This window comes from Allonocardiopsis opalescens, assembly GCF_003002095.1.
Lineage (GTDB): Bacteria > Actinomycetota > Actinomycetes > Streptosporangiales > Streptosporangiaceae > Allonocardiopsis > Allonocardiopsis opalescens.
Map to the genome: position 1 here is coordinate 1,199,874 of NZ_PVZC01000001.1, position 23,307 is coordinate 1,223,180.

Genomic DNA, 23,307 nt, shown 5'->3' on the forward strand with positions numbered 1-23,307 from the left:
TCATTATCGACCACGATCGATGCTTGCGTCCATCGACATCCGTCGATAATGTCGCCCTTGATCGACAGATATCGATGAAAGGGGCGGAGTCATGGCCGACGGACATCCCGTGGTGGTGGTCGGTGCGGGCCCGGTGGGGCTGGCCGCGGCGGCGGAGCTGGCGGAGCGGGGCGTACCCGTGCTGGTCCTGGAGCGGGGCGCCGCCGCCGGCGCGGCGGTGCGCGAGTGGGGGCACGTCCGGCTGTTCTCGGCCTGGCGGGAGCTGGTCGACCCGGCCGCGGCGCGGCTGCTGGCGAGCGCGGGCTGGACGCGGCCGGCCGACGAGCGCTACCCCACGGGGGCCGAGTGGGCCGGGTCCTACCTGGCGCCGCTCGCCGCGGCCCTGGGGGAGCGGGTCCGCTTCGGGGCCGAGGTGGTCGGGGTGAGCCGGCAGGGCCGGGACCGGGTGGTGGACGCCGAGCGGGCCGGGCTGCCGTTCACCGTGCGCGTCCGCCGCGCCGGCGGCGCCGAGGAGCGGATCTCGGCCCGCGCCGTCGTCGACGCCTCGGGCACCTGGGGCGCGCCCAATCCGCTGGGCGCCGACGGGCTGCCCGCGCTCGGCGAGGCGGCCGCGGCGGACCGGATCTCCTACCGCGTCCCCGACCTGGCCGACCCGGCCGTGCGGGCCCGGTACGCGGGGCGGCGCACGGCGGTGGCCGGCAGCGGGCACTCGGCGCTGACGGCGCTGGTCGCGCTGGCGCGGCTGGCCGAGGAGGAGCCCGGCACCCGGGTGCTGTGGGTGCTGCGCCGGGGCGAGGTGGGCGACGCCTTCGGCGGCGGGGCGGCCGACCAGCTGGCGGCGCGCGGCGCGCTGGGGGAGCGGGCCCGCCAGGCCGTGCGGGCCGGTCAGGTGGAGGTGGTGGCCGGCTTCCGCACCGCCGAGGCGCGTGCCGGGTCCGGCGGCGTGGTGCTGGTGGACGACACCGGCCGCGCGCTGGACCCGGTGCACGAGGTGCTGGCGCTGACCGGCTTCCGCCCCGAGCTGTCGTGGCTGTCGGAGATCCGGCTCGGACTGGACCCCGCCCTCCAGGCCCCGGTGGCGCTGGCGCCGCTGATCGACCCGAACACGCACTCCTGCGGCACCGTCTACCCGCACGGCGCCGCGGAGCTGGCGCATCCGGAGCCCGGCTTCTACCTTGCCGGGATGAAGTCCTACGGCCGCGCCCCCACCTTCCTGGCGCTGACCGGCTTCGAGCAGGTCCGCAGCATCGCCGCCGCCATCGACGGCGACCACGAGGCGGCCGCCCAGGTGGAGCTGGTGCTGCCCGAGACCGGGGTCTGCTCCGGCCCCGGCCTCGCCGACGACGCTCCGGCCGCCGCCGTCACCGCCGGCGGCTGCTGCGGAGGCGGCGGGCCCGAGCCGGTCGAGCTGGTCCGTCCGGGCGCCGCCGCGCCGCGCTGACCCGGGCCGGGGCGGGCGGCCCCCTCCGCCGTCCGCCCCGGCTCAGGCGGCCGGGGGTGCGGCGGCCGCCGGCGCGGGCGCGGGGAAGAAGCGCCGCGCCCACAGCGAGACGTACACGAGTCCGACCAGCACGGGCACCTCGATGAGCGGGCCGACGACGCCGGCCAGCGCCTGCCCGGAGGTGACGCCGAAGACGCCGATGGCCACCGCGATGGCGAGTTCGAAGTTGTTGCCGGCGGCGGTGAAGGCGAGGGTGGTGGAGCGCTGGTAGGACAGCCGGATCGCCCGGCCGAGCAGCATGGACAGGCCCCACATCAGCGCGAAGTAGACCAGCAGCGGCACGGCGATGCGCGCGACGTCCAGGGGCCGCGAGGTGATCGCCTCGCCCTGGAGCGCGAACAGGATGACGATGGTGAACAGCAGGCCGTACAGGGCGGCGGGGCCGATACGGGGGAGGAACCGCTCCTCGTACCAGCTCCGGCCCCGGGCGCGCTCGCCCAGCAGGCGGGTGAGGTATCCGGCCGCCAGCGGGATGCCGAGGAAGATCAGCACGCTCTGGGCGATCTCCCAGCCGGACACCTCGATGCCGCTGCGCTCCAGGCCCAGCCAGCCGGGAAGCAGGTCGAGGTAGAACCAGCCGAGGACGCCGAAGGCGAGCACCTGGAAGACGGAGTTGAGCGCCACCAGCACGGCCGCCGCCTCGCGGTCGCCGCAGGCGAGGTCGTTCCAGATGATCACCATCGCGATGCAGCGGGCCAGCCCCACGATGATCAGCCCGGTGCGGAACTCCGGCAGGTCGGCCAGGAAGATCCAGGCGAGGGCGAACATCACCGCCGGCCCGACCAGCCAGTTCAGCACCAGCGAGGAGACCAGCAGCCGCGCGTCGCCGGTGACGGTGTCCAGCCGGTCGTAGCGGACCTTGGCCAGCACCGGGTACATCATCAGCAGCAGGCCGAGCGCGATCGGCAGCGACACCCCGCCGAGCTGGACCGCCTCCAGCGCGCCGCCCAGGCCGGGCACCAGCCGGCCCAGGCCGAGCCCGGCGGCCATCGCCAGCCCGATCCACACCGGCAGCAGCCGGTCCAGGGCGGACAGCCGGGGCGGCGCGCTCGCGCCGGGGGTGGGCGGGGCCATCGCGGGTGTCCCTCCGTCGTGGGTGGTGCGCGGACGGGAACACGTTACATCAATATGGATTGATATCAATATGGGCTGATAGGTTGTCGGTGGGCGGAGCGGCCACCGGGCCGCGCCGCGGCAGCTCCCTTGCGGAAGAGGTGGTCCCCGTGTCGGACAAGCCCAGCGTGCTGTTCGTCTGCGTGCACAACGCCGGCCGCTCCCAGATGGCCGCCGGCCTGCTGGCCCACCTGGCCGGAGACCGGGTGGAGGTGCGCTCGGCCGGGTCGGAGCCGGCGGAGTCGGTGAACCCGGTGGCGGTGGCGGCGATGGCCGAGATCGGCATCGACATCACCGGCGAGCGGCCCAAGGTCCTCACCGCCGACGCCGTCCGGTCCAGCGACGTGGTCATCACCATGGGCTGCGGCGACGCCTGCCCGGTCTTCCCCGGCAAGCGCTACCTGGACTGGGAGCTGGACGACCCCGCCGGGCAGCCCATCGAGAAGGTGCGCCCGGTGCGCGAGGAGATCCGCCGCCGGATCGAGGGCCTGCTGGCCGAACTCGGCGTGCCCGTGCGCGGCTGAGCCCCGGGCGCAGCCTCAGCACGGGCGGTAGTGCCCGCCCGCCCGCTCGGCGCGGTCGGCCAGCCCGCCCAGCGCGTCGGCGAGTTCGGCGACCGCCTCGGCGCGCAGCCGGTAGTAGGTGAACCGCCCCTTCGGCTCGGTGTCGACCAGCCCGGCCTCGCGCAGCACCCTCAGGTGGTGGCTGACGGTGGGCTGGCGCGCCCCGGTCTCCTCGATGAGGTGGCAGGTGCACATCTGCTCGGTGGCCAGCAGCGCCACGATCCGGGCCCGCAGCGGATCGCCGAACAGCGCGACCGCGGCCTCCGCCACCGGATCCCGCGCGGATATCAGCATGGGTTGATGTCACCACGCGCCCGCGGCGGCGTCAAACCGGCCCGGCGGCCCCGCCCCGCCGGTCAGCCGCCCGCGCCCGCGGGCTCCGGGACGGCCGGGCCGCGCACCGGCAGCCGGACGGTGAAGAGCGCGCCGCCGCCCGGTGCGGTGCGCACCGTCGCGCTTCCGCCGTGCAGCTCGGCGATGTTGCGGACGATCGCCAGGCCGAGGCCGCTGCCGCCGGTGCGCCGGTTGCGCGACTTGTCGGCCCGCCAGAAGCGGTCGAACACGTAGGGCAGGTGCTCGGGGGCGATGCCGGTGCCGGTGTCGGCCACCTCGATCAGCACGTCCTCGCCGTCGCCGCGGGCGCGCACCGTCACGGCGCCGGCCGCCGGGGTGTGCCGGATCGCGTTGCCGACCAGGTTGCCGACGGCCTGCAGCAGCCGGGCCCGGTCGGCGACCGCGCGCAGGCCCGGCTCGGCGTCGGCCGTCAGCCGCACCCCGGCCGCCTCGGCGGTCAGGGAGTGGCTGGCCGCGGCCTGGGCGAGCAGGCGGCCGAGGTCGACCGGCTCCAGCGCGAGGTCCAGCCGCCCGGCGTCGGCCATGGCCAGGTCGCGCAGGTCGTCGATGATGCGCTGCAGCAGCAGCGTCTCCTCCACCAGCATGGCGGTGCGCTCGGGGCTCAGGTCGGCCACCCCGTCCTGGGCCGCCTCCAGCCAGCCGCGCAGATTGCTCAAGGGCGTGCGCAGCTCGTGCGAGACGTCGCTGATCATGGCCTTGCGCTGCCGCTCCAGCCGGACCAGGTGCTCGGCCATCTCGTTGAAGGCCGCGGCCAGCCGGCCGATCTCGCCGGAGTCGCGCACCTCCACCAGGCGGACGCCCTCGCCCGCCCGCATCCGCTGCACCGCGTCGGTGAGCGAGCGCACCGGCCGCACCAGCCGGGTCGACACGGCGACGCTCACGCCCACCGTCAGCACCAGCACCAGCGCCCCGGCCCCCGCGATCCGCAGCCAGCCGTCGCGGGAGAGGGAGAGGCCGCCCGCGCCGTCGGCGGGGTCGTCGATGAACAGCAGCGCGCTCGGCGCCACGTACGGGTCCAGCTGCGCGCGGCGGCTCGTGTCGGCGCAGGACGCGACGCGCGGATCGACACGGGGCCGCGCGACCGGGTCGGCGTTCGGGCCCGGCGCGGCGACCGGCGGCTCCGGCGCGGCCGGGAGCGGCTCCGCCTCCTGCGGCGGTGCGGCGGGCTCGCCCGGCACGTCGGAGACCGGGGTGAGGGCCGCGGCGCCGGTCGCGGGGTCGATCGCGAAGCGCGCCTGCAGTCCCGCCGGTTCCAGGCACTCGGCGAGCAGCCCGTTCAGCTCCGCCAGCGCGGCCCGCTCGGTCTCGGTCGGCTCCAGCAGGATCTCGCGCGCGCACTCCGCGGCGTACGGGGAGCCGCTGTCGGACATCTCGACGAAGGGCCGCCCGCTCGGCGCCCGCTCCACCGACGCCGTCAGTCCGGTGGCGGTCTCGAAGCAGGCGGCGACCTGCTCCGCCAGCTGCTCCAACTCCGCCCCCTCCTCCTCGGGCAGCGCGAAGGGGCCGACCGCACGCGGGTCGATGCGGCCGGCGCCGTCGGCGGCCGAGGAGACGTCCACCGCCAGCGGGTCCACGGCCGAGGACGCGCGGATCCGGGCCGGCAGCGGCGCTCCGCCGTCGGCGGAGTCGGCGATCGGCACCCGGTTCTCCGTGGTGAGCACGATGCGCCGCCCGGTCTGCTCGGCCAGCGCGTGCACGGTGGGCCCCACCCCGCTCCAGTCGGCGTGCTGCGCGGCGTAGCCGAGGAGGGTGTCGTTGATGCGGGTGTCGACGGCCAGCGTCTCGCCCTGCGCGACGCTGATCGACTCCGACGCGCCCTCCGCCGCCAGCCAGGCGGTGGCCGTGATCGAGCAGGCCGCGACCAGCACCGAGCTGGCCAGCAGCCGCGCCAGCAGGCTGTGCCGCAGCGCGACGCCGGTGCGGCGCGGCCGCCTCCTACGCCGGGCGGCCGTCACCGGCGGTCCCGTTCAGCTTGTAGCCGACCCCGAAGACCGTGACCAGCCACCGGGGCGAGCGGGGGTCCGGCTCGATCTTGCGGCGCAGGTTCTTCACGTGCACGTCGATGCTGCGCTCGGTGATGAAGCGGTCGATGCCGTGCACGTGCTCCAGCAGCCGGGCCCGGGTGAACACGTGGCCGGGCCGGGCCGCCATCGCCGCGAGCAGCTGGAACTCGCCCGGTGTGCAGTCCACCGGCGCGCCGTCGACCAGCACGGTGTGCCGGTCGGGGTCGACCGCGAGCGGCCCGGCGCGCAGCACCCGGTCGGGCGGGGCGGCGCGGCGGGCCCGGCGGAGCAGGGCGCGCACCCGGGCGGTCAGCTCGCGCGGGCTGTAGGGCTTGGTGACGTAGTCGTCGGCGCCCAGGTCCAGGCCGTCGAGCATGTCCTCCTCGGTGGACCGGGCGGTGAGCATCAGCACGGCGACCTCGTCGGAGGCGGCGCGCAGCGCCCGGCAGGTCTCCCGGCCGTCCAGCACCGGCATCATCACGTCCAGGATCACCAGTTCGGGCCGGTCGCGGTGGAAGGCGTCCAGGGCGGTCCGGCCGTCGTGCACGACGAGGACGGTGTGGCCGTCGTGCTCCAGGTAGCGCCGGACCAGCTCGGCCTGGTTGCCGTCGTCCTCGGCGATCAGCACATGCGCGCACACTCCGCGACCTCCTCGCCGTCACTCCCGCGCGTCGGGGCCGCGCCCGGCGCGGCCCGCTCGATCGTAGGCCACGCCCAGCCGCCGGAGCCGCCGTGCCGCCGCGGGGCCCGGGGGCGACACAGCATCCACACGCGGGGCTCACGACTTCCACACATCCGTCGGCCAGGGTTCGTATCCGTCCGGCGCGGGCCACGCGCCGGGCCCGCCCCCCGCCGACCCGGCCGGTCCTCCCGGCCACGGACACGAAGCCGGACGAGCCCATGCGCCCAAGCCCGCCGACCCCGAATTCCGCACGCCCGACCGGCCTGCTGCGGCCGCTCGCCGCGGCCGCCGCGCTCGCCGCGCTCACGGCGTGCGGACCCGCCGCCGGCGACACGGGGGCCGCCGGGCCGGAGGCGGCCGGTACGCAGGCGGCCGGCACGGGGGCGGCGACGGAGGCGCAGGAGCAGATCGCCACCGTCGTCGGCGACGGCATCGAGATCCGCGACGAGCCGGACGGGGAGGTGGTCGAGACGCTCGCCAGCCCGAACGACCTCGGCGCCGACCGGGCGTTCCTGGTCGAGCGGGACGAGGGCGAGTGGCTCGAGGTGCTGCTGCCGGTCCGGCCCAACGGCAGCACCGGCTGGATCAGGCGCGACGAGGTGGAGCTGACCACCACCAGCCTGCGGCTGGAGGTGGACATGGGCGACTTCGCGTTCGCCGTGTTCGACGGCGAGCAGGAGCTGCGGTCCGGCCGGATCGGCATCGGAGTGGAGGACACCCCCACGCCGCCCGGGCGGTACTACTTCACCGAGCTGCTCCAACCGCCGGCCCCGGACGGGCCCTACGGCGCCTACGCGTTCGGCCTCAGCGGCTTCTCACCGACGCTGGAGACCTTCGCGGGCGGCCCCGGGCAGCTCGCCGTGCACGGCACCGACGACGAGGCCGCCCTGGGCACCCAGGTCAGCCACGGGTGCGTGCGCGTCTCCAATGCCGACATCACCTGGATGGCGGAGAACCTGCCGATCGGCACCCCGGTGGAGATCACCGAGTGACGGCCGGCGCCCGGTCCCTCCGCCCGACCGAGAAACGACAAGGAAGGCACACCGTGCGATTCAAGAAGCTGATGCTCAGCGCCGCCGTCGCGGCCGCCGTCGCCACCGGCGCCGTCCCGGCCCTGGCCGCGGACGACCCCACCCAGACGCCGGCCCCGACGGAGCCGGCGCCCCCCGCCGAGGCCGACCCGGCCGCGCCGCCGGAGGCCGTCCCGGCCGACCCGGCCGAGGAGGAGCAGCGGGAGCGGGAGCGGGAGGCGGAGCGTGCGGCGCAGGAGGCGGCCCCCGCCGAGGCGCTGCCGGGCGAACCGGCCTACACCGGCTGACCGGCGCCCGCCGGACCGCTCGCGGTCCGGCGGGCGTGCCGACGGCCCGGACGCGCACGCGTCCGGGCCGTCCGGGCGTCCGGGGACGGGATCCGGCTCGTCAAGGACGCGTCAATACGGCGGCCGCGCGCCCGCCGGAGCCCGTGCGGCGAGGACGATGGGGGCCGGAAGGGAGCACGCCATGGACACGGACCGCGTCGACTTCACCGGGGTGAAGTGGGGCGGGGTGGAGTGGACCAACCTCGTCACCCTGTACCTGCGCGCGATGGAGAGCCGCTCGCCGCACTCCCTGCTGCGCGACCGCGCCGCCGACGAGGCGCTGGCGCGGATCGACTACGACTTCGAGCGGGTGCGGCGCATCTCGCTGCCGGCGGCCAACAAGTTCCTGGTCGCGCTGCGCGCCAAGCGGCTGGACCGGTGGGCCGCCGACTTCCTCGCCCGCCACCCCGGCGCGGTCGTGCTGCACCTGGGCTGCGGCCTGGACAGCCGGGCCTTCCGGATCGAGCGGCCCGCCGGTACGGACTGGATCGACCTGGACCTGCCCGAGGTGATCGCCCTGCGCCGCCGGCTGTACTCCGAGGGCGAGGGCTACCGGATGGTCGGCGCCCCCGTCACCGACCCCTCCTGGCTCGCGGCGGCGCCTTCGGGGCGCCCCGGGCTGGTCGTCGCGGAAGGGCTGCTGATGTACCTGGCCGAGAGCGAGGTCCGGGAGCTGCTGCGGCGGCTGGTGGCGCACTTTCCCAGCGGGGAACTGCTCTTCGACGCCATGGCTCCGTGGATCGCCGGGGCGTCCCGCCTGTACCGGTGGGGTATGGGCGACCCGCACGAGGTCGAGCGCTGGGAGCCGCGGCTGAAGCTGCTGGCCGCGGTGCCGCTCGTCTCGAACCACCCCGACATCCCGGTGCGGGGCCTGCGCGCCGTGTACCGGCTGATGAACGCCGTGCCGGTCACCCGGGACATGATGCGGCACTGCCGCTACGCCTTCTGAGCCGGGCCGCCGCCCCTCCCGGTGGGCGGAGGGGCGGCGGCGGACCGGGCGCGGGTGCCGGCTACCGGCGGCCGGGAGCGCCGTCGACGACCGGGTTGGCCAGCTCGCCCACACCGGGGATGACGCAGCCCGCGGTGTCGCCGGGGCGGATGTGCACGGCGCCCGGGGTGCCGGTCGACAGCAGGTCGCCGGGGAACAGCGGCATGACGCGGCTGTGGAAGGAGACCAGGAACTCCGGCGAGTAGCGCATCCGCGCCACCGTGTTGGTCCGCTCGGCCCTGCCGTTGAGCAGGGTGCTCACCTCCAGCTCGGCCAGGTTCGGCACCGATTCCAGCAGGTGCGGCACCGGCACGATGGCCGGGCCGAAGGACAGGAAGCCGGGGAAGTTCTTGCTGCGGGTCAGGAAGCGGGGGTTCTTGGCCAGGATGTCCTCGGCCGTCTGGTCCAGCACGGTGCACACCCCCCACACGTGGTCCAGGGCGCGATCCTCGGCCACGTCCTGGCAGAGCGGGCCGATCACCAGGCCCAGCTCGGCCTCGGCCGTCACCCGCTCGCTCTGCGCTGGCAGCGGGATGGGCTCGTCCGGGGCGATGATCGTGTGGTCGCCCTTCATGAAGGAGGCCGGCTCCTCGGGCACGGACTCGGTCAGGTCGGAGGCGTGCTCGACGTAGTTGAGCCCGATGCCCCAGATCTTGCGCGGGTGCCGGTACGGCGCGCCGAAGCGCAGGCCGTCCAGCGGGCGGAACGCGGAGTCGGGCGCGGCGCGCACCGCCGCGGTGAAGTCGGCGCTGGGCACCGACGCGATGACGGCCATGGCGTCGCCGGGCGCGCCGGGGATCAGGTCGGCCACCGCGGCCGCCCGCGCCGCGCCGCCCCGTTCGTCGACCGCCACCGCGGTCGTTTCGTCGCCGTCGTGGATGGTCGCCAGGTACATGCACTCTCCTCGGTCGGTGTCGGTCGGAGCGGGAGCGGGGTCAGGGCAGCGTCGGCACCAGGCCGCCGTCCACCAGCAGGCTCTGCCCGGTGAGGTAGCCGGCCTCCTCGGAGGCCAGGAAGCGCACGGCGGCGGCCAGTTCCTCGGGGCGCCCGTAGCGCCCCGCCGGGATCGAGCGCTCCGACGCGGCCCGCACCTGCGCGGCGGTGCCGCCGGTGCGCTCGGCCGTGCGGGCGTCCAGGGCGCGCACCCTTTCGGTGTCGATCCGGCCGGGCGAGACCATGTTCACCGTGATGCCCTCGGCCGCCAGGTCGACGGCGAGCGACTTGACCAGCCCGGCCAGCGCGGGCCGGAACACGTTGGACAGCACCAGCCCGCCCAGCGGACGCCGCACGCTGGATGAGCCGATCACCACGATCCGGCCGAAGCCGCCCGCGCGCATCGCGGGCAGCGCCGCCCCGATGGCGGTGACCGCGCTGCGCAGGGTGAGCCGGTAGGCGGCGTCCCACTGCTCGGGGCCGACGTCGCCGAAGTCGCCCGGCGGCGGGCCGCCGGCGTTCACCACCAGCACGTCGAGCCGGCCGAAGCGCTCGACGGCGCCGGCGACCAGCCGCTCGACCTGCTCGGCCTGCGACACGTCGGCGCGCTCGCCCGCGACGGCGGTGCCGTGGGCGCTCAGCTCGCGCACGGCCTCGTCCAGGCGCGCGGGATCGCGCCCGCAGACGGTCAGCCTGTGCCCGGCCTCGGCCAGGGCGTGCGCGCAGGCGCGGCCCAGGCCCTGGGTGGCCGCCATGACGACGGCGGATCGCCGGTCCGGTTCGCTCGGTGGCATGGGTGCGGGCTCCTCGGTGTCGCGGTCGGGGGACGGGGGCCGGCGCCGGGTCAGGCCGTGACGGTCGCCGGGGTGCCGGGGACGGTGTGGCGCTCGACCGCGTCGGCGTCGAAGCCGAAGCCCAGCCCGGGGCCGGCCGGCAGCACCAGCCGCCCGTCGCGGACGGCGAGCTGGGTGTCGACCAGGGTGCGGAAGTTGAGCACCGAGTCGTCGGCGAAGAACTCGGTGAAGGTGCAGTTGGGAGTGGCCGCGACCAGATGGGCGTGCAGGTCGTGGAACCAGTGCGGGGCCAGCGGCACGCCGAAGGAGGCGGCGGTGGCGGCGATGCGGCGGAACTCGGTGATGCCGCCGCACACGGCGGCGTCGGTCTGGAGCACGGCGGCGGCGCCGCGCTCCAGCAGCTCCTTGTGCCGCCAGCGGCCGGCCTCGATCTCGCCGGTGGCCACCGGTACCCGGATGGCGGCGGCCAGCCGGGCGTGGTTGTCGATGTCGTCGGGGCCGAAGGGCTCCTCGATCCAGTACGGGTCGTAGCGGGCCAGCCGGTCCATGGTGCGCAGCGCCGTGGGCAGGTCGGACCAGGCGTTGTTGGCGTCCAGCATCAGCAGCACGCCGTCGCCGACGGCGCGGCGCGCGGCCGCCACCCGCTCCTCCTCTTCGGCGGGGGAGAGCCGGCCGACCTTCATCTTCACCGCCCGGAAGCCCGCCGCGACGTAGGAGGCCAGCTCCTCGCCGAGGTCGTCGGGGGTCTTGCCGTCCAGGTAGTAGCCGCCGCTGGCGTAGGCGGGGACGGTCTCGGCGCGGAAGCCGCCGAGCAGCCGGTGCAGCGGCAGGCCGAGGGCGCGGGCGTTGTGGTCCCACAGCGCGATGTCGAGCGCGCTCAGCGCGCGCATCGCCGAACCGGTCCGCCCGTGCAGCAGCGCCTCCTGGTACATGTCCTGCCAGATCCGCTCGACCCCGAAGGGGTCGCGCCCGGCGACGACCGGGCCGAGCAGCGCCGCGACGGCGGCCGACACCACCTCGCCGCCCGACGCCCCGGCGTAGCAGAAGCCGCGCCCCTGGACGCCGTCGGCGTCGGTGACGGTGACCAGCACGTAGTCGCGGGCGGACACCTGGCGGGTGGCGAAGGAGGTGACCTGCCGCAGCGGCACCCGGGCCACCCGGGTCTCCACGGCCGCCACCGGTGCGGCCGTCCGGGCGCGGGCGGGCTCTCGGGACATCGGATCTCTCCCCTTCTCGGCTCGTGTCACGCGATCTTGGTGAGCGTCCTGCCTGGTCAGCGGGGTCTGTGGTCCTGGTATTTGGAATTTGGTATTCCATATGCCCTTGTTGTGATCTGGAACGCAATGTACCGTGCGTCACATGGACGCGCTAGCCCCCATGCGGGCCCAGGGGCCGCTGAGGACGCTCCGGATGAGCGAGACCGCCTACGAGGCCATCGAAGGCGCCATCGTCCGCTGCGAGCTGGCCCCCGGCACCCCGCTGGTGGACCGGCAGCTCTCGGAGGTGCTGGGGGTGAGCCGCACCCCCATCCGCGACGCCATGCAGAGCCTGGAGGCGGCGGGGCTGGTCGTGCGCACCCGGGGCCGCTACTCCGTGGCCGGCTTCGACCTCGACGACGTCCGCGAACTGTTCGAGATGCGGCGGCTGCTGGAGCCGCCGGGCCTGGAGCGGCTGGCCGCCGACTGGGACCCGGCGGTGGTCGAGGAGCTGGCCACCTTCTTCGACGGCGCGCCCGAGCCGGGGCCGCCCGGCCCCTACGAGGAGTACCTGGCCCGCGACCACGCCTTCCACAAGAGGATCGTGGCGCTGTCGGGCAACTCCAGGCTGATCCGCTTCTACGCGATCGCGGAGAAGCAGATCAACCGCATCCGGCACTACCTCGCCCCGGGCTACGAGGGCCGGATGAAGGAGGTCGTCAACGAGCACCGCGACGTCTGCGAGGCGATCGCCGCGCACGACCTCGACGCCGCCCGCGCCGCCCTGATCAGCCACCTGGAGGCGGGCGAGGCGACGATGGCGAAGTACCTGGCACAGCAGCAGGAGAAGGAGAACCCAGGCGGATAGCGCTTATCCGCGAAGACGGGACCCCGGTCCCGCCCCGGCGCGCGGCATCGCCGCCGCACACCCTCATACCGGCGTGTCGCTTCTACAGGAGGCGAGATTCTGACATGCCAAAAAAGGATGTAGAACACACACGATATCTTTCGCACCCCGACCGGCGGCGGTTCCTGCGGACCGCGGGCTTCGGCGTCGCGGGCCTCGCCCTCGGCGGCTCCGCGCTGAGCGGCTGCGCCGACAGCGCCCAGGCCGGCGCCTATCCCCAGCGGCCGATCCAGATGATCGTCGCCTACGAGCCCGGCGGCGGCACCGACGTCGGCGCGCGCATCCTGCAGCCGGTCCTGGAACGGGCCCTCGGCGGCGAGATCCAGATCGTCAACCGCCCCGGAGGCGGCGGCTGGGCCGGCTGGAACGACCTCGCACGCGCCGAGCCCGACGGCTACACGCTCGGCTTCATCAACACGCCGAACTTCATGACCGGCTACCTCGATCCGCGGCTGGGCCGCACCGACATCGACGCCGGCTCCTTCACCCTGATCGCCAACCAGGTGACCGACTACGGCGCCATCGCGATCAGCCCGGACGACCAGCGGTTCACCGACGTCCGCGGCTTGCTGGAGTACGCCGCCCGCGAGCGCCTGATCGTCACCTCCACCGGTGTCGGCAGCGACGACCACTTCTCCGCGCTCTCCCTCGCCGACCGCTTCGGCCTGCGCTTCGACGTGCTGCACAACGAGGGCGCCGCCGACAGCGTCACCGACCTGCTCGGCGGCAATGTCGACGCGGTCTTCGCCAATGTCGGCGAGCTGACCGCCCAGCACCAGGACGGCGGCGTCAAGGTGGTCGCGGTGATGAAGGCCGACGAGGAGCGCTCGCCCTACCTGCCCGACGTGCCCACCCTCGCCGAGGCCGGCTACCCCGACGTGGAGTCCTGGTCCTCGCGCGGCATCGCCGGACCGGCCGGACTGCCCGCGGGGGTGGTCGAGCGCCTGGTCGCCGCCTGCCGCACCGCGATCGAGGACCCCGCGCACGTCGAGCGGCTGGCCACCCAGGGCCTCCAGGTCGACTACCAGGCGCCCGACGCCTACGCCGAGATGATCGAGCGCGACGACCGAACCGCCCGCCGCCTGGGCGAGCGCTACATCTGGGGCGCGCAGGGCGGCTGAGCCGCCGCGGCCGCCGCGCACCCCCGGCACGGCCGCCGCCCGCACCCCTTCCGTACCGAAGCGAATGACCGCGCCCCCACCGCCACGCGACCGGGCACCCGTCCGCCGCGCACTGCACGGTCCCCGCGACCCTGCCGCCGCGCCCGGTGGACCGCCGGTGCCCATCCGAGGAGTTGACCCACCGATGCCGGTCGAACCCGACGAACGCTCACGAACCACCGCGCTGCGCTCACCCGACGCCGTACTCGGCCTGAGTCTGATCGCGATCTCCGTCGTCTTCCTCGCCTGCACCCTGCCGCTGTCGGCGGCGGCCGCCGCCTGGCCGCGTGCGGTGCTGGCGCTGCTGCTGTTCCTCGGCGCCGCGATCACCGTGCGCGCCGTCCGCGCCGCCGCGGCCGGGAGGCCGGCCGCCGAACCCGCTGCCGCCGACGCCGTCCCGGACGAGGAGGAGGGCGCCTCAGGCGAGTGGAGCCCGGCCGTGCTGCGCCGTCCCGCGCTGACCATGCTGATCGTGATCGGCTACGTGGCGCTGCTCGACGTCATCGGCTTCTTCCCGGCCACCGTGCTGTACCTGGTCGGCCACCTGTGGTTCGGCGGCTCGCGCGACCTGCGCGTCGTGGCCGGGGTGACGGCCGGGCTGTGCGGGCTCGTCTACCTGCTGTTCGTGCACGAGTTGAGCGTTCCGCTCCCGACCGGGCTCTTCGGTTAGGGGGCCGGGCGCAATGGACACCCAACTGCTGCTCAGCGCGCTGGACAACCTCTTCACCTGGGAGGTCATGCTCGCCATCACCGCCGGAGTCGTCGGCGGCATCATCATCGGCGCGCTCCCCGGCCTCAGCGGGACCATGGGCATCGCGCTGCTGATCCCCATCACCTTCGGGATGGACGCCGTCGCCGGTCTGTCGATGCTGGCCGCCATCTACGCCGCGGCCACCTACGGCGGGTCGGTCTCGGCCATCCTGATCAACACACCGGGCACACCGGCCGCCGCGGCCACCGCGCTGGACGGCTACCAGCTCACGCTCCAGGGCAAGGGCGCCAAGGCGCTGGCCGTCTCGGCGATCGCGTCGATGGTCGGCGGCCTGGTCAGCGCCTTCGCACTGCTGCTGCTCGCGCCGCCGCTCGCCCAGGTCTCACTCGCCTTCTCGGCGCCCGAGTACTTCCTGATCGCGGTCTTCGGACTGCTCATCATCGGCAGCCTGGCGGCCGGCTCGCTGCTCAAGGGCTTCGCCGCCGGGACGCTCGGCCTGCTGGTCGCCACCATCGGCATCGACATCCTCACCGGCTTCCCGCGCTTCACCTTCGGCACGACCGCGCTGCAGTCCGGTATCGAACTGGTCCCGGCGCTGATCGGCCTGTTCTCGCTCTCCCAGGTGCTGGTGCTCGCCGAGGGGCGCGGCGGCGGAGGGACCGCGATGGCGCACGCGCTCAAGGGCCGGGCCCTGCCGACGCTGCGCGAGCTGAAGAGGATCACCGCCACCATCGCCCGCTCGTCGGGGATCGGCGTCTTCGTCGGGGTACTGCCCGGCGCCGGCGGCGACATCGGGTCCTGGATCGGCTACAACGAGGCCAAGCGCTTCTCCAAGGGCGCCGACCGCGAGGAGTTCGGCAAGGGCTCCCTCAAGGGCGTCGCGGCCGCCGAAGCCGCCAACAACGCCGTCACCGGCGGGGCCATGGTGCCGATGCTGACGCTCGGCATCCCGGGCAGCTCCGCGACGGCGGTGATCATGGGCGGGCTGCTCATCCACGGCATGCAGCCGGGCGGCCGGCTCTTCACCGAGCAGGCCGACACCACCTACGCGATCATGCTCGGCTTCCTGCTGGCCAACGTCCTGATGGGCGTCCTGGCCATCGCCGGGGCGCGCTACTTCGTGCTGGCCACCAGGGTGCCGATGAAGGTGCTGGTGCCGATCATCGTCGCGCTGTGCGTGGTGGGCACCTACGCCGTCAACAACAGCATGGCCGACGTGTGGGTGATGATCGTCTTCGGCGTCATCGGCTACCTGCTGCGCAAGGTCGGGGTGCCTCCGGCGCCCATCGTGCTCGGGCTGATCCTGGGCGCCCTCGCCGAGAAGGGGCTGCGCCAGTCCTTCGTGATGGCCCAGGGCGACCTGATCGGCTACTACCTGTCCCGCCCGCTGTCGGTGGTCCTGCTGCTGCTGATCGTGCTGTCGCTGGCCGCGCCGCCGCTGGCCGCCCGGATGCGCAGGCGGATGGCGGCCCAGGCCGCCACCGCCAAGGAGAGGGAGGACGCGTGAGTGCCGGGGACGGCGTCATGCGCCGGGTGCCGCTGCACCGGATCCGCCGCGCCCTGCCCTCGGCGGCGCTGCCCGACCCCGTCGAGACCGCCTACCGCGAGACCGCGGGGCTGCTCGCCCGCCGCGGGCTGCCCGCCGGGGCGCGGCTGGCGATCACCGCGGGCAGCCGCGGCATCGACGGGATCGCCGGGCTGCTGCGCGGCGCGGTGCGCGCCGCCCGCGACGCGGGCGCCGAGCCCTTCCTGTTCTCGGCCATGGGCAGCCACGGCGGCGGCACCGGCCCGGGCCAGCGCGCGATCCTGGACTCCCTCGGCGTCACCGAGGAGAGCACCGGCGCGCCGGTCAGCTGCTCGGACCGGGTGGTGCCGCTCGGCGAGACCGCCGGCCCGCTGCCCGGGCTGCCGGTGTACTTCGCCGAGGAGGCGGCGCAAGCCGACGCGATCCTCGCCGTCAACCGGGTCAAGCCGCACACCTCCTTCCACGGGCCGCACGAGAGCGGGCTGCTGAAGATGCTCACCGTCGGCGCCGGCCGCGCCGACGGCGCGGCGATGGTGCACCGCCTCGGCTGGCACCGGATGGTCCCGGCGATCGAGGCCATCGCCGCCGTGGTCGTGGACCGGCTGCCGGTCCTCGGCGGCCTGGCCGTGGTCCAGGACGCGCACGAGCGGCCCGCCGCCGTGGCGGCGGTGCCCGCCGAGGAACTGGCCGCCCGCGAGGCCGAGCTGCTGGAACTGGCCAGGCGGCTGCTGCCCCGGCTGCCGGTGGACCGGCTGGACGCGCTGGTGGTGCGGCTGATGGGCAAGGCCTTCAGCGGCTGCGGCATGGACACCAACGTGATCGGCCGGCTGCGCCTAGAGGGCATGCCCGAGCCCGAGACGCCGAGCATCCGCTGCCTGGGCGTGCTCGACCTCGACGAGGGCTCGCACGGCAACGCCACCGGGGTGGGCCTGGCCGACCTCACCACCGAGCGGCTGGTCCGCGGGATGGACCGCACCGCCACCTACCTCAACTGCCTGACCAGCGGCGGGCCCCAGCGCGCCGCCGTGCCCATGACGTTCCCCGACGACGCCGCGCTGGTCGACGCGATGGGGCGGCTGCTCAAACCCGATCCCGGAGAGGAAGGCGAGGTCCGCATGGCGGTCATCGACAACACCCTTCACCTGGAGACCCTGTGGGTCTCGGCGGCGCTGCTGCCGGAGATCCGCGCGAACGAGGACGTCGAACTGCTGGAGTCGCGGCCGGGCCCGGCCTTCGACGCGGCCGGAAGGCTGGTGCCGTGATGGGGGTCGGCAACCGGGTGCTGCCCCGCGCCGAGTCGGTGGCGGCCGAGACCCTGGAGCGCTTCCGCGCCGCCGCCTTCCCGGTGGCGAACGTCGCCGACGCGATGGGGCGCTTCGGCGCGCTGCGGGGCCTGCGCCGGATGGCGCCCGCCCCCTACCTCGTCGGCACCGCGCTCACCGTGCGCACCCGCCCGTCGGACAACCTGATGGTGCACAAGGCGCTCGACCTGGCCGGGCCCGGCGACGTCCTGGTGGTGGACGCGTGCGGCGGCGCCGACTACGCGATCGTCGGCGGACTGATGTGCCGCTACGCGCGGCGGCGCGGGCTGGCCGGGCTGGTCGTGGACGGCATGGTCCGCGACGACGACGAGCTGACCGAGCTGGGCCTGCCCGTCTACGCCGCCGGGATCAGCCCCAACGGCCCCTACAAGGACGGCCCCGGCGAGATCAACGTACCGGTGAGCTGCGGCCGCACCCCGGTGCTCCCCGGCGACCTGGTGCTGGGCGACGCCGACGGCGTGGTCGTGGTGCCGCGTGCGGACGCCGAGCAGGTCCGGCGCGAGGCCGAGGCCGTGCGCGGCAACGAGCGCGGCGTGGTGGCGGCCATCGAGCGCGACGGCTGGGACCGGGCCTGGATCGACCGGAAGCTCGCCGCGAACGGGTGCGCCGATGGCTGAGCCGACCGAGCCGGCGGGCGTCCCGCACGGGCCGCTGCGCGAACTGGTGCGGCAGGTCTTCACCGCCGCCGGACTGACCGGGCAGGACGCGGGCGCCGTCGCCGAGCACCTGGTCCTGGCCGACCTGCGCGGCGTCGGCTCGCACGGGGTGAGCCGCACCGCCATCTACGTGGAGCGGATCGGGCAGGGGCTGGTCGACCCGCGCCCGCGGATCCGGGTGCTGGCCGAGACCCCGGTCAGCGCGCACCTGGACGGCGGCAACGGGCCCGGCGTGGTGGTGGCCGGGCACGCCATGCGCACCGCCGCCGCCAAGGCGCGGGAGAGCGGGATCGGCGCCGTCGCGGTGCGCGGCTCCAACCACTGCGGCATGCTGGCCCACTACACCGGCGAGGCGGCGGCGGCCGGGCTGATCGGCTTCGCCACCACCAGCGCCCCCGCGTCGATGGCGCCCTGGGGCGGGGCGCGGGCGTACTTCGGCACCAACCCGCTGTCCTACGCCGTGCCGGTGCCCGGCGGGCGCCCCGACATCGTCTTCGACATGGCGACCAGCACCGTCGCGCGGGGCAAGATCATCATGGCCGAGAAGCGCGGCGAGCGGATCCCGGCCGGCTGGGCGCTGGACGTCGACGGCAAGCCCACCGAGGACGCCGCGGCCGGGCTGGCCGGCACCATGCTGCCGCTGGGCGGCGCCAAGGGCTCCGGCCTGGCGCTGCTGGTGGACGTGCTGTCGGGTGTGCTGAGCGGGGCCGAGTACGGCCCGCACATCCCGCCGCTGTACGGCAACCCCGACCGCGCGCAGAACGTGGGCCACTTCTTCCTCGCGCTGCGCCCCGACCTGTTCGGCCCGGCCGAGGACTTCGCCCGGCGCATGGGCGCGCTGGCCGAGGAACTGGCCGCGCTGCCCACCGCCGCCGGGCACACCCGGGTGTACCTGCCCGGCGAGCCGGAGGCCGAACGGGAGGCGGAGCGGCGCGCCCGCGGCCTCCCCCTCCCGGCCGAGGTGCGGGCCGAGCTGGCCGCGGTGGCGCGCTCGCTCGGCCTGCCCGAGCAGGCGCTGGCCTGCCTGGGCGCGGACGCCGGGACGCCGGCCGGCAGCGGGGAGGCGCGGCCATGACGGAGCCGATCGACCGGCTGCGCGAGCGGCTGGCCCGGGAGCGGCGGATCGTGGTCGGCTACTCCGGCGGCGCCGACTCCGCCCTGCTCGCCTACGTCGCGGCGCGCACCCTCGGCGAGGGCGCCCTGGCCGTCACGGCGGTCTCGCCGAGCCTGGCCGCCGCCGAGCGGCGCCAGGCGCGCGCCTTCGCCGCCGAGCACGGCATCGCGCACCTGGAGGTCTGCACCGACGAGGGCGAGCGGCCCGAGTACGCCGCCAACGGCGCCGACCGCTGCTTCCACTGCAAGAGCGCGCTGTTCGAGGCGATGGGACCGCTGGCCCGGATGCTCGGCGCCGCGATGGCCGTGGGCACCAACCTCGACGACCTGGGCGACTACCGCCCCGGCCGGCGGGCGGCCGCGCAGCGGGGCGTGCTCACCCCGCTGGCCGACGCGGGCTTCGACAAGGCGGCGGTGCGCGCGGCGAGCCGCGCGCTGGGGCTGCGCACCGCCGCCAAGCCCGCCGCGCCGTGCCTGGCCTCGCGGGTCGCCTACGGTGAACCCGTCACGCCCGAGGTCCTGGCCAGGATCGAGGCGGCCGAGCAGGCAGTGCGCGAGCTGGGCTTCACCGAGGTGCGGGTGCGCGCCCACTCCGGTGGCACGGTGGCGCGGGTGGAGCTGCCCGACGCCGAGGCCGAGCGCGCCGTGGCGCTGCGCGCGCGGCTGGACGCCGGCGTGCGGGCCTGCGGCTTCACCTTCTGCGCGCTCGACCTGGGCGGCTTCGCCAGCGGGCGGCTGAACGCGCTGCTGCCGCTCTCGGTCACCTCGCGCGGCGGGGCGGCCCGGTGAGCGGCGCGGCGGCCGGTCCGGACCCCGGCTACACCGACCTCGGCTTCGCCCGGGTCGACACCGCCCGCGAGGCGCGCCAGGGCGTCGCCGAGTGCGTGTACGCCCCGGGCAAGCGGACCGGGCACATCACCGCGATCGTGGCGGAGCTGCTGGACCGCTCCGACGGGCCCGTCCTGGTCACCCGGGTCGAAGCGGAGCCCGCGCGCACCGTGCTGGCCGCGCACCCGGGCGGGAGCCACGACCCGGCGGCGCGCCTGCTGGCCTGGCGGCCCGCGCCGCCGGACGGCTTCCGGCTGGCGATCCTCACCGCGGGCACCGCCGACGAGCCGGTGGCGGCCGAGGCGGCGGCGGTGGCCCGCGCCGTCGGCCTGGAGGTGACGCTCTTCCGCGATGTCGGGGTGGCCGGCCTGCACCGGCTGCTGGACTGCGCCGAAGAGGTCGCGGCGCACGACGCCGTCGTCGTGGTGGCCGGGATGGAGGGCGCCCTGGCCAGCGTGGTCGGCGGCCTGGTGGCCTGCCCGGTCGTCGCGGTGCCCGTCTCCACCGGCTACGGCGCCGGACTGGACGGCGTCACCGCGCTGCTGGCCATGCTCAGCTCGTGCGCGGCCGGGCTGACCGTGGTCAACATCGACTCCGGCTTCGGCGCCGCCATGGCCGCGCACCGGCTGGCCATGGCCGTCCGCTCGCGGAGGGGGCCGGGATGATCCTCTTCCTGCACCCCTTCGCCGGGATCTCCGGCGACATGCTGCTCGGCGCGCTCATCGACCTCGGCGCGCCGGTGGCGGGCATCGAGGCGGCCGTCCGCTCCACCGGGCTGGACGGCTGGCGGCTGACCGCCGTCCGCGCCGCCAAGGGCGGCCTGATGGCGACCCGCGCGCAGGTGCGCGTCGACGACGACGCCACCGCGCGCCCCGCCGCGCGGCTGCTCGAACACGTCGCCCGGGCCGAGCCCGAGCCGGTCGCCCGGCTGGCCGCGACGGCGGTCCGGCTGCTCGCCGAGGCCGAGGGCGCCCTGCACGGCGTGGACCCCGGCGAGGTGCACCTGCACGAGATCGGCGGCCTGGACACCGTGGTGGACACCGTCGGCACCGCCGCCGCGCTGCACCTGCTCGGCGTCGAGCAGGTGGTGTCCGCGCCGGTGGTGCTGGGCCGCGGCACCGTCGCGACCGCGCACGGGCGGCTGCCCGCCCCGGCCCCGGCCACCCTGGCGCTGCTGCGCGGCGCCGAGGTGAGCTGGGCCGCCATCGCGGCCGAGACCGTCACCCCCACCGGGGCCGCGCTGCTGGCCGCGGCGGGGGCGTCCTACCGCCCGGCGCCGCCGATGACGGTGCGCGCCACCGGCTACGGCGCGGGGAGCCGCGAGCTGCCCGACCGGCCCAACGTCCTCCAGGCGACGCTGGGCGAAGCGCTCGGCGCCGGCGCGGCCGGCTCCGGCGCGTACACGGTGCTGGAGACCAATGTCGACGACACCACCGGCGAGGTGCTCGGCCACCTGATCGGCGCGGCCCTGGACGCCGGGGCGGCCGACGCCTGGATCACCCCCGCCGTGATGAAGAAGAACCGGCCCGCGCACACCGTGCACGTGCTGTGCCGCGCCTCCGACGCGCCTGCGCTGGAGACCCTGGTACTCGCGCACACCGGCAGCCTCGGCCTGCGCCGCACGGCCGTCGACCGGGTCGCGGTGGAGCGCGCGGGCACCACCGTGCACGTGTCCGGCCACCCGGTCCGGATCAAGTACGGGCCCTGGCAGGCCAAGCCCGAGCACGACGACGTGGTGCGGGCCGCCGCCGCCCTGGGCGTACCGCCGCGCACCGTGGCCGAGGAGGCCCGGCGGCTGGCGCCGTCGGCCCTCGGCGGCGACTGGCCCGTGGCCCGGCCCGGCCGCACCGACCGATGCCCCCCAGCCCGAGAGGACGCGACGTGACGCAGCAGCGCAGGAGTGCGGAGTTCTTCGCCGAGGACGGGGTCGCCGGCTTCACCCACCGCGCGATGACCAAGGCGACCGGCCTGGACGACACCAGCCTCAAGGGCCCGCTGATCGGGATCTGCAACACCTTCAGCGAGCTGAACAACTGCCACTCCAACTTCCGCACCCTGTGCGAGGCGGTCAAGCGCGGGGTGTGGCAGGCGGGCGGCACCCCGGTGGAGTTCCCCACCATCTCGCTGGGCGAGACCTTCCTGGCGCCCACGTCCATGCTGCACCGCAACCTCGCCGCCATGGACACCGAGGAGATGATCCGCGCCCAGCCCATCGACGGCGTGGTGCTGCTGACCGGCTGCGACAAGACCACGCCCGCCGCGCTGATGGGCGCGGCCAGCGCCGACCTGCCCGCGATCATGCTCAGCGGCGGACCCCAGATCAACGGGCACTTCCGCGGCGAGACCCTGGGCGCCTGCACCGACTGCCGGCGGCTGACCGCCGAGCACCGCGCCGGGGAGATCGACGACGACACCTACCGGGCGCTGGAGGACGGCATCGTCCGCGGCCCGGGGCACTGCATGGTGATGGGGACGGCGTCGACGATGGGCGCCCTCACCGAGGCGCTCGGCATGGCGCTGCCCGGCAATGCCGCCATCCCGGCCGTGGACGCGCGCCGCCTCCAGCACGCGCAGGCCGTGGGGCGGCGCATCACCGCGATGGCCGCCGAGGACCTGCGGCCCTCGCGCATCCTCACCCGGGCCGCCTTCGAGAACGCCGTCACCGTGCTCAGCTCGCTGGGCGGCAGCACCAACGCCGTCGTGCACCTGCCCGCCATCGCGGGCCGGGCCGGGGTCGAGCTGCCGCTGGAGCTGTTCGACCGGATCGGGCGGCGCACCCCGATCCTGGCCGACATGCGCCCGGCCGGGCGCTACCAGATGCAGGAGCTGTACCACGCGGGCGGCGTGCCCGCGCTGATGCGGCGGCTGCTGCCGCTGCTGCACGGCGACGCCCTCACCGTCACCGGCCGGACCCTCGCGGAGGAGGTGTCGACGGCGCGGATCGAGAACGACGAGGTCATCCGGCCGCTGGAGAACCCGGTGTGGCCGCACGGCGGCATCGCGGTGCTGCGCGGCAACCTCGCCCCGGACGGCGCGGTCATCAAGCACGTCGCCGCGCCCCGCGAGCGCTGGCGGCACCGGGGCCGCGCCGTGGTCTTCGACGGCGTCGACGACCTCAAGGCGCGCATCGACGACGAGGACCTGGACGTCGACGCCGACAGCGTGCTGGTGCTGCGCAATGCCGGCCCGGTCGGCGGCCCCGGCATGCCGGAGGTCGGCAACCTGCCGATCCCCAAGCGGCTGCTCCGCCAGGGCGTGCGCGACATGGTGCGCGTCTGCGACGGCCGGATGAGCGGCACCGCCTTCGGCACCGTCGTCCTGCACGTCGCCCCCGAGGCGGCCGTCGGCGGCCCCCTCGCCCTGGTCCGCGACGGCGACGAGATCGAACTCGACGTCCCCGGCCGCAGCCTGCACCTGCACGTGGACGAGGCCGAACTGGAGCGCCGCCGCGCCGAGTGGACCCCGCCCGACCCGGCCTACCGGCGCGGCTACGGCCGCATCTTCCTCGACCACGTCGAGCAGGCACCGCTGGGCTGCGACTTCGACGTGCTGCACGGCCGCGACCCGGCCGGCTCCTACCGGCAGCCGAAGTTCTGAGCG

Annotated in this window: 23 protein-coding genes; 16 read left to right on the forward strand and 7 right to left on the reverse strand. The window is 75.5% G+C overall.

Annotation, left to right across the window (positions count from 1 at the left end; all coding sequences use genetic code 11):
* Positions 1 to 91 precede the first annotated feature (91 nt).
* Positions 92 to 1,441, forward strand: coding sequence for an FAD-dependent oxidoreductase (locus CLV72_RS04905; RefSeq protein WP_106239862.1), 1,350 nt, complete (start codon positions 92 to 94; stop codon positions 1,439 to 1,441).
* Between the two features lie 42 nt (positions 1,442 to 1,483).
* Here CLV72_RS04905 and arsB read toward each other — a convergent pair whose 3' ends face one another.
* Positions 1,484 to 2,575 (reverse strand): ACR3 family arsenite efflux transporter, encoded by a 1,092-nt coding sequence (arsB, locus tag CLV72_RS04910; protein ID WP_106239865.1) that lies wholly within the window; start codon positions 2,573 to 2,575, stop codon positions 1,484 to 1,486.
* Between the two features lie 149 nt (positions 2,576 to 2,724).
* On the opposite strand from arsB, the gene CLV72_RS04915 reads away from it, so the two are divergent.
* Positions 2,725 to 3,138 (forward strand): arsenate reductase ArsC, encoded by a 414-nt coding sequence (locus tag CLV72_RS04915; RefSeq protein ID WP_106241392.1) that lies wholly within the window; start codon positions 2,725 to 2,727, stop codon positions 3,136 to 3,138.
* A 15-nt stretch (positions 3,139 to 3,153) separates the two neighbouring features.
* Here CLV72_RS04915 and CLV72_RS04920 read toward each other — a convergent pair whose 3' ends face one another.
* The 3 genes from CLV72_RS04920 to CLV72_RS04930 form a co-directional block, all read right to left on the reverse strand.
* Positions 3,154 to 3,471: an ArsR/SmtB family transcription factor gene (locus tag CLV72_RS04920; RefSeq protein ID WP_106239868.1), complete on the reverse strand. Its 318-nt coding sequence runs from the start codon at positions 3,469 to 3,471 to the stop codon at positions 3,154 to 3,156.
* A gap of 62 nt (positions 3,472 to 3,533) precedes the next feature.
* Positions 3,534 to 5,486, reverse strand: coding sequence for a sensor histidine kinase (locus CLV72_RS04925; RefSeq protein ID WP_106239872.1), 1,953 nt, complete (start codon positions 5,484 to 5,486; stop codon positions 3,534 to 3,536).
* Complete coding sequence (locus CLV72_RS04930) at positions 5,467 to 6,174, reverse strand: response regulator transcription factor (protein ID WP_106239877.1); 708 nt, start codon at positions 6,172 to 6,174, stop codon at positions 5,467 to 5,469. Before CLV72_RS04930 ends, CLV72_RS04925 begins: the two co-directional genes overlap by 20 nt.
* A gap of 260 nt (positions 6,175 to 6,434) precedes the next feature.
* Between CLV72_RS04930 and CLV72_RS04935 the strand changes: the two genes are divergently transcribed.
* From CLV72_RS04935 to CLV72_RS04945, 3 genes are all read left to right on the forward strand, one after another.
* Positions 6,435 to 7,208, forward strand: coding sequence for a L,D-transpeptidase (locus CLV72_RS04935; protein ID WP_106239881.1), 774 nt, complete (start codon positions 6,435 to 6,437; stop codon positions 7,206 to 7,208).
* Positions 7,209 to 7,261: 53 nt separating this feature from the next.
* Positions 7,262 to 7,534 (forward strand): hypothetical protein, encoded by a 273-nt coding sequence (locus CLV72_RS04940; RefSeq protein WP_106239885.1) that lies wholly within the window; start codon positions 7,262 to 7,264, stop codon positions 7,532 to 7,534.
* A gap of 181 nt (positions 7,535 to 7,715) precedes the next feature.
* The gene (locus CLV72_RS04945; protein WP_106239889.1) at positions 7,716 to 8,522 is read left to right on the forward strand and encodes a class I SAM-dependent methyltransferase; all 807 of its coding nucleotides are present in this window, start codon (positions 7,716 to 7,718) and stop codon (positions 8,520 to 8,522) included.
* 61 nt (positions 8,523 to 8,583) lie between these two features.
* Here CLV72_RS04945 and CLV72_RS04950 read toward each other — a convergent pair whose 3' ends face one another.
* The 3 genes from CLV72_RS04950 to CLV72_RS04960 are packed head-to-tail and all read right to left on the reverse strand — an operon-like array spanning position 8,584 to position 11,505.
* Positions 8,584 to 9,456: a fumarylacetoacetate hydrolase family protein gene (locus CLV72_RS04950; RefSeq protein WP_106239892.1), complete on the reverse strand. Its 873-nt coding sequence runs from the start codon at positions 9,454 to 9,456 to the stop codon at positions 8,584 to 8,586.
* A 40-nt stretch (positions 9,457 to 9,496) separates the two neighbouring features.
* Complete coding sequence (locus tag CLV72_RS04955; RefSeq protein ID WP_106239896.1) at positions 9,497 to 10,288, reverse strand: SDR family oxidoreductase; 792 nt, start codon at positions 10,286 to 10,288, stop codon at positions 9,497 to 9,499.
* 50 nt (positions 10,289 to 10,338) lie between these two features.
* Positions 10,339 to 11,505, reverse strand: coding sequence for a mandelate racemase/muconate lactonizing enzyme family protein (locus CLV72_RS04960; protein WP_106239899.1), 1,167 nt, complete (start codon positions 11,503 to 11,505; stop codon positions 10,339 to 10,341).
* A 193-nt stretch (positions 11,506 to 11,698) separates the two neighbouring features.
* Between CLV72_RS04960 and CLV72_RS04965 the strand changes: the two genes are divergently transcribed.
* The 11 genes from CLV72_RS04965 to CLV72_RS05015 all read left to right on the forward strand — a co-directional run bounded on the left by CLV72_RS04965 (position 11,699) and on the right by CLV72_RS05015 (position 23,304).
* The gene (locus CLV72_RS04965) at positions 11,699 to 12,352 is read left to right on the forward strand and encodes a GntR family transcriptional regulator (RefSeq protein WP_170140872.1); all 654 of its coding nucleotides are present in this window, start codon (positions 11,699 to 11,701) and stop codon (positions 12,350 to 12,352) included.
* A gap of 104 nt (positions 12,353 to 12,456) precedes the next feature.
* Complete coding sequence (locus CLV72_RS04970) at positions 12,457 to 13,512, forward strand: Bug family tripartite tricarboxylate transporter substrate binding protein (RefSeq protein ID WP_106239906.1); 1,056 nt, start codon at positions 12,457 to 12,459, stop codon at positions 13,510 to 13,512.
* A gap of 184 nt (positions 13,513 to 13,696) precedes the next feature.
* A complete protein-coding gene (locus tag CLV72_RS04975) occupies positions 13,697 to 14,221 on the forward strand; it encodes a tripartite tricarboxylate transporter TctB family protein (protein WP_170140873.1) in 525 nt (174 codons plus the stop codon).
* Positions 14,222 to 14,234: 13 nt separating this feature from the next.
* The gene (locus tag CLV72_RS04980) at positions 14,235 to 15,770 is read left to right on the forward strand and encodes a tripartite tricarboxylate transporter permease (protein WP_106239912.1); all 1,536 of its coding nucleotides are present in this window, start codon (positions 14,235 to 14,237) and stop codon (positions 15,768 to 15,770) included.
* Positions 15,767 to 17,050, forward strand: coding sequence for a nickel pincer cofactor-dependent isomerase, group 22 (locus CLV72_RS04985; protein ID WP_106239916.1), 1,284 nt, complete (start codon positions 15,767 to 15,769; stop codon positions 17,048 to 17,050). Before CLV72_RS04980 ends, CLV72_RS04985 begins: the two co-directional genes overlap by 4 nt.
* Entirely contained in the window at positions 17,050 to 17,727 is a 678-nt protein-coding gene (locus CLV72_RS04990) for an RraA family protein (protein ID WP_106239920.1), read from the forward strand. Before CLV72_RS04985 ends, CLV72_RS04990 begins: the two co-directional genes overlap by 1 nt.
* On the forward strand, positions 17,720 to 18,841 hold the full coding sequence (locus CLV72_RS04995; protein WP_106239923.1) for an Ldh family oxidoreductase: 1,122 nt from the start codon (positions 17,720 to 17,722) through the stop codon (positions 18,839 to 18,841). Before CLV72_RS04990 ends, CLV72_RS04995 begins: the two co-directional genes overlap by 8 nt.
* Positions 18,838 to 19,668, forward strand: coding sequence for an ATP-dependent sacrificial sulfur transferase LarE (gene larE / locus CLV72_RS05000; RefSeq protein WP_106239927.1), 831 nt, complete (start codon positions 18,838 to 18,840; stop codon positions 19,666 to 19,668). Before CLV72_RS04995 ends, larE begins: the two co-directional genes overlap by 4 nt.
* The gene (larB, locus tag CLV72_RS05005) at positions 19,665 to 20,372 is read left to right on the forward strand and encodes a nickel pincer cofactor biosynthesis protein LarB (RefSeq protein WP_106239931.1); all 708 of its coding nucleotides are present in this window, start codon (positions 19,665 to 19,667) and stop codon (positions 20,370 to 20,372) included. The genes larE and larB overlap by 4 nt, the downstream gene beginning before the upstream one ends.
* Complete coding sequence (larC, locus tag CLV72_RS05010; RefSeq protein WP_106239934.1) at positions 20,369 to 21,592, forward strand: nickel pincer cofactor biosynthesis protein LarC; 1,224 nt, start codon at positions 20,369 to 20,371, stop codon at positions 21,590 to 21,592. Before larB ends, larC begins: the two co-directional genes overlap by 4 nt.
* On the forward strand, positions 21,589 to 23,304 hold the full coding sequence (locus tag CLV72_RS05015) for an IlvD/Edd family dehydratase (protein ID WP_211302697.1): 1,716 nt from the start codon (positions 21,589 to 21,591) through the stop codon (positions 23,302 to 23,304). Before larC ends, CLV72_RS05015 begins: the two co-directional genes overlap by 4 nt.
* The last annotated feature ends 3 nt before the right edge of the window (positions 23,305 to 23,307 follow it).

Coding starts and splice junctions, on each gene's coding strand:
- CLV72_RS04965 (WP_170140872.1), top strand. CDS start 11,699: ATGAGCGAGACCGCCTACGAGGCCATCGAAGGCGCCATCGTCCGCTGC.
- CLV72_RS04980 (WP_106239912.1), top strand. CDS start 14,235: ATGGACACCCAACTGCTGCTCAGCGCGCTGGACAACCTCTTCACCTGG.
- CLV72_RS04990 (WP_106239920.1), top strand. CDS start 17,050: ATGGGGGTCGGCAACCGGGTGCTGCCCCGCGCCGAGTCGGTGGCGGCC.
- CLV72_RS04995 (WP_106239923.1), top strand. CDS start 17,720: ATGGCTGAGCCGACCGAGCCGGCGGGCGTCCCGCACGGGCCGCTGCGC.
- CLV72_RS04955 (WP_106239896.1), bottom strand. CDS start 10,288: ATGCCACCGAGCGAACCGGACCGGCGATCCGCCGTCGTCATGGCGGCC.
- CLV72_RS04975 (WP_170140873.1), top strand. CDS start 13,697: ATGCCGGTCGAACCCGACGAACGCTCACGAACCACCGCGCTGCGCTCA.
- CLV72_RS04970 (WP_106239906.1), top strand. CDS start 12,457: ATGCCAAAAAAGGATGTAGAACACACACGATATCTTTCGCACCCCGAC.
- CLV72_RS04945 (WP_106239889.1), top strand. CDS start 7,716: ATGGACACGGACCGCGTCGACTTCACCGGGGTGAAGTGGGGCGGGGTG.
- CLV72_RS04905 (WP_106239862.1), top strand. CDS start 92: ATGGCCGACGGACATCCCGTGGTGGTGGTCGGTGCGGGCCCGGTGGGG.
- larC (WP_106239934.1), top strand. CDS start 20,369: ATGATCCTCTTCCTGCACCCCTTCGCCGGGATCTCCGGCGACATGCTG.
- arsB (WP_106239865.1), bottom strand. CDS start 2,575: ATGGCCCCGCCCACCCCCGGCGCGAGCGCGCCGCCCCGGCTGTCCGCC.
- CLV72_RS04950 (WP_106239892.1), bottom strand. CDS start 9,456: ATGTACCTGGCGACCATCCACGACGGCGACGAAACGACCGCGGTGGCG.
- CLV72_RS04935 (WP_106239881.1), top strand. CDS start 6,435: ATGCGCCCAAGCCCGCCGACCCCGAATTCCGCACGCCCGACCGGCCTG.
- larE (WP_106239927.1), top strand. CDS start 18,838: ATGACGGAGCCGATCGACCGGCTGCGCGAGCGGCTGGCCCGGGAGCGG.
- CLV72_RS04920 (WP_106239868.1), bottom strand. CDS start 3,471: ATGCTGATATCCGCGCGGGATCCGGTGGCGGAGGCCGCGGTCGCGCTG.
- CLV72_RS04960 (WP_106239899.1), bottom strand. CDS start 11,505: ATGTCCCGAGAGCCCGCCCGCGCCCGGACGGCCGCACCGGTGGCGGCC.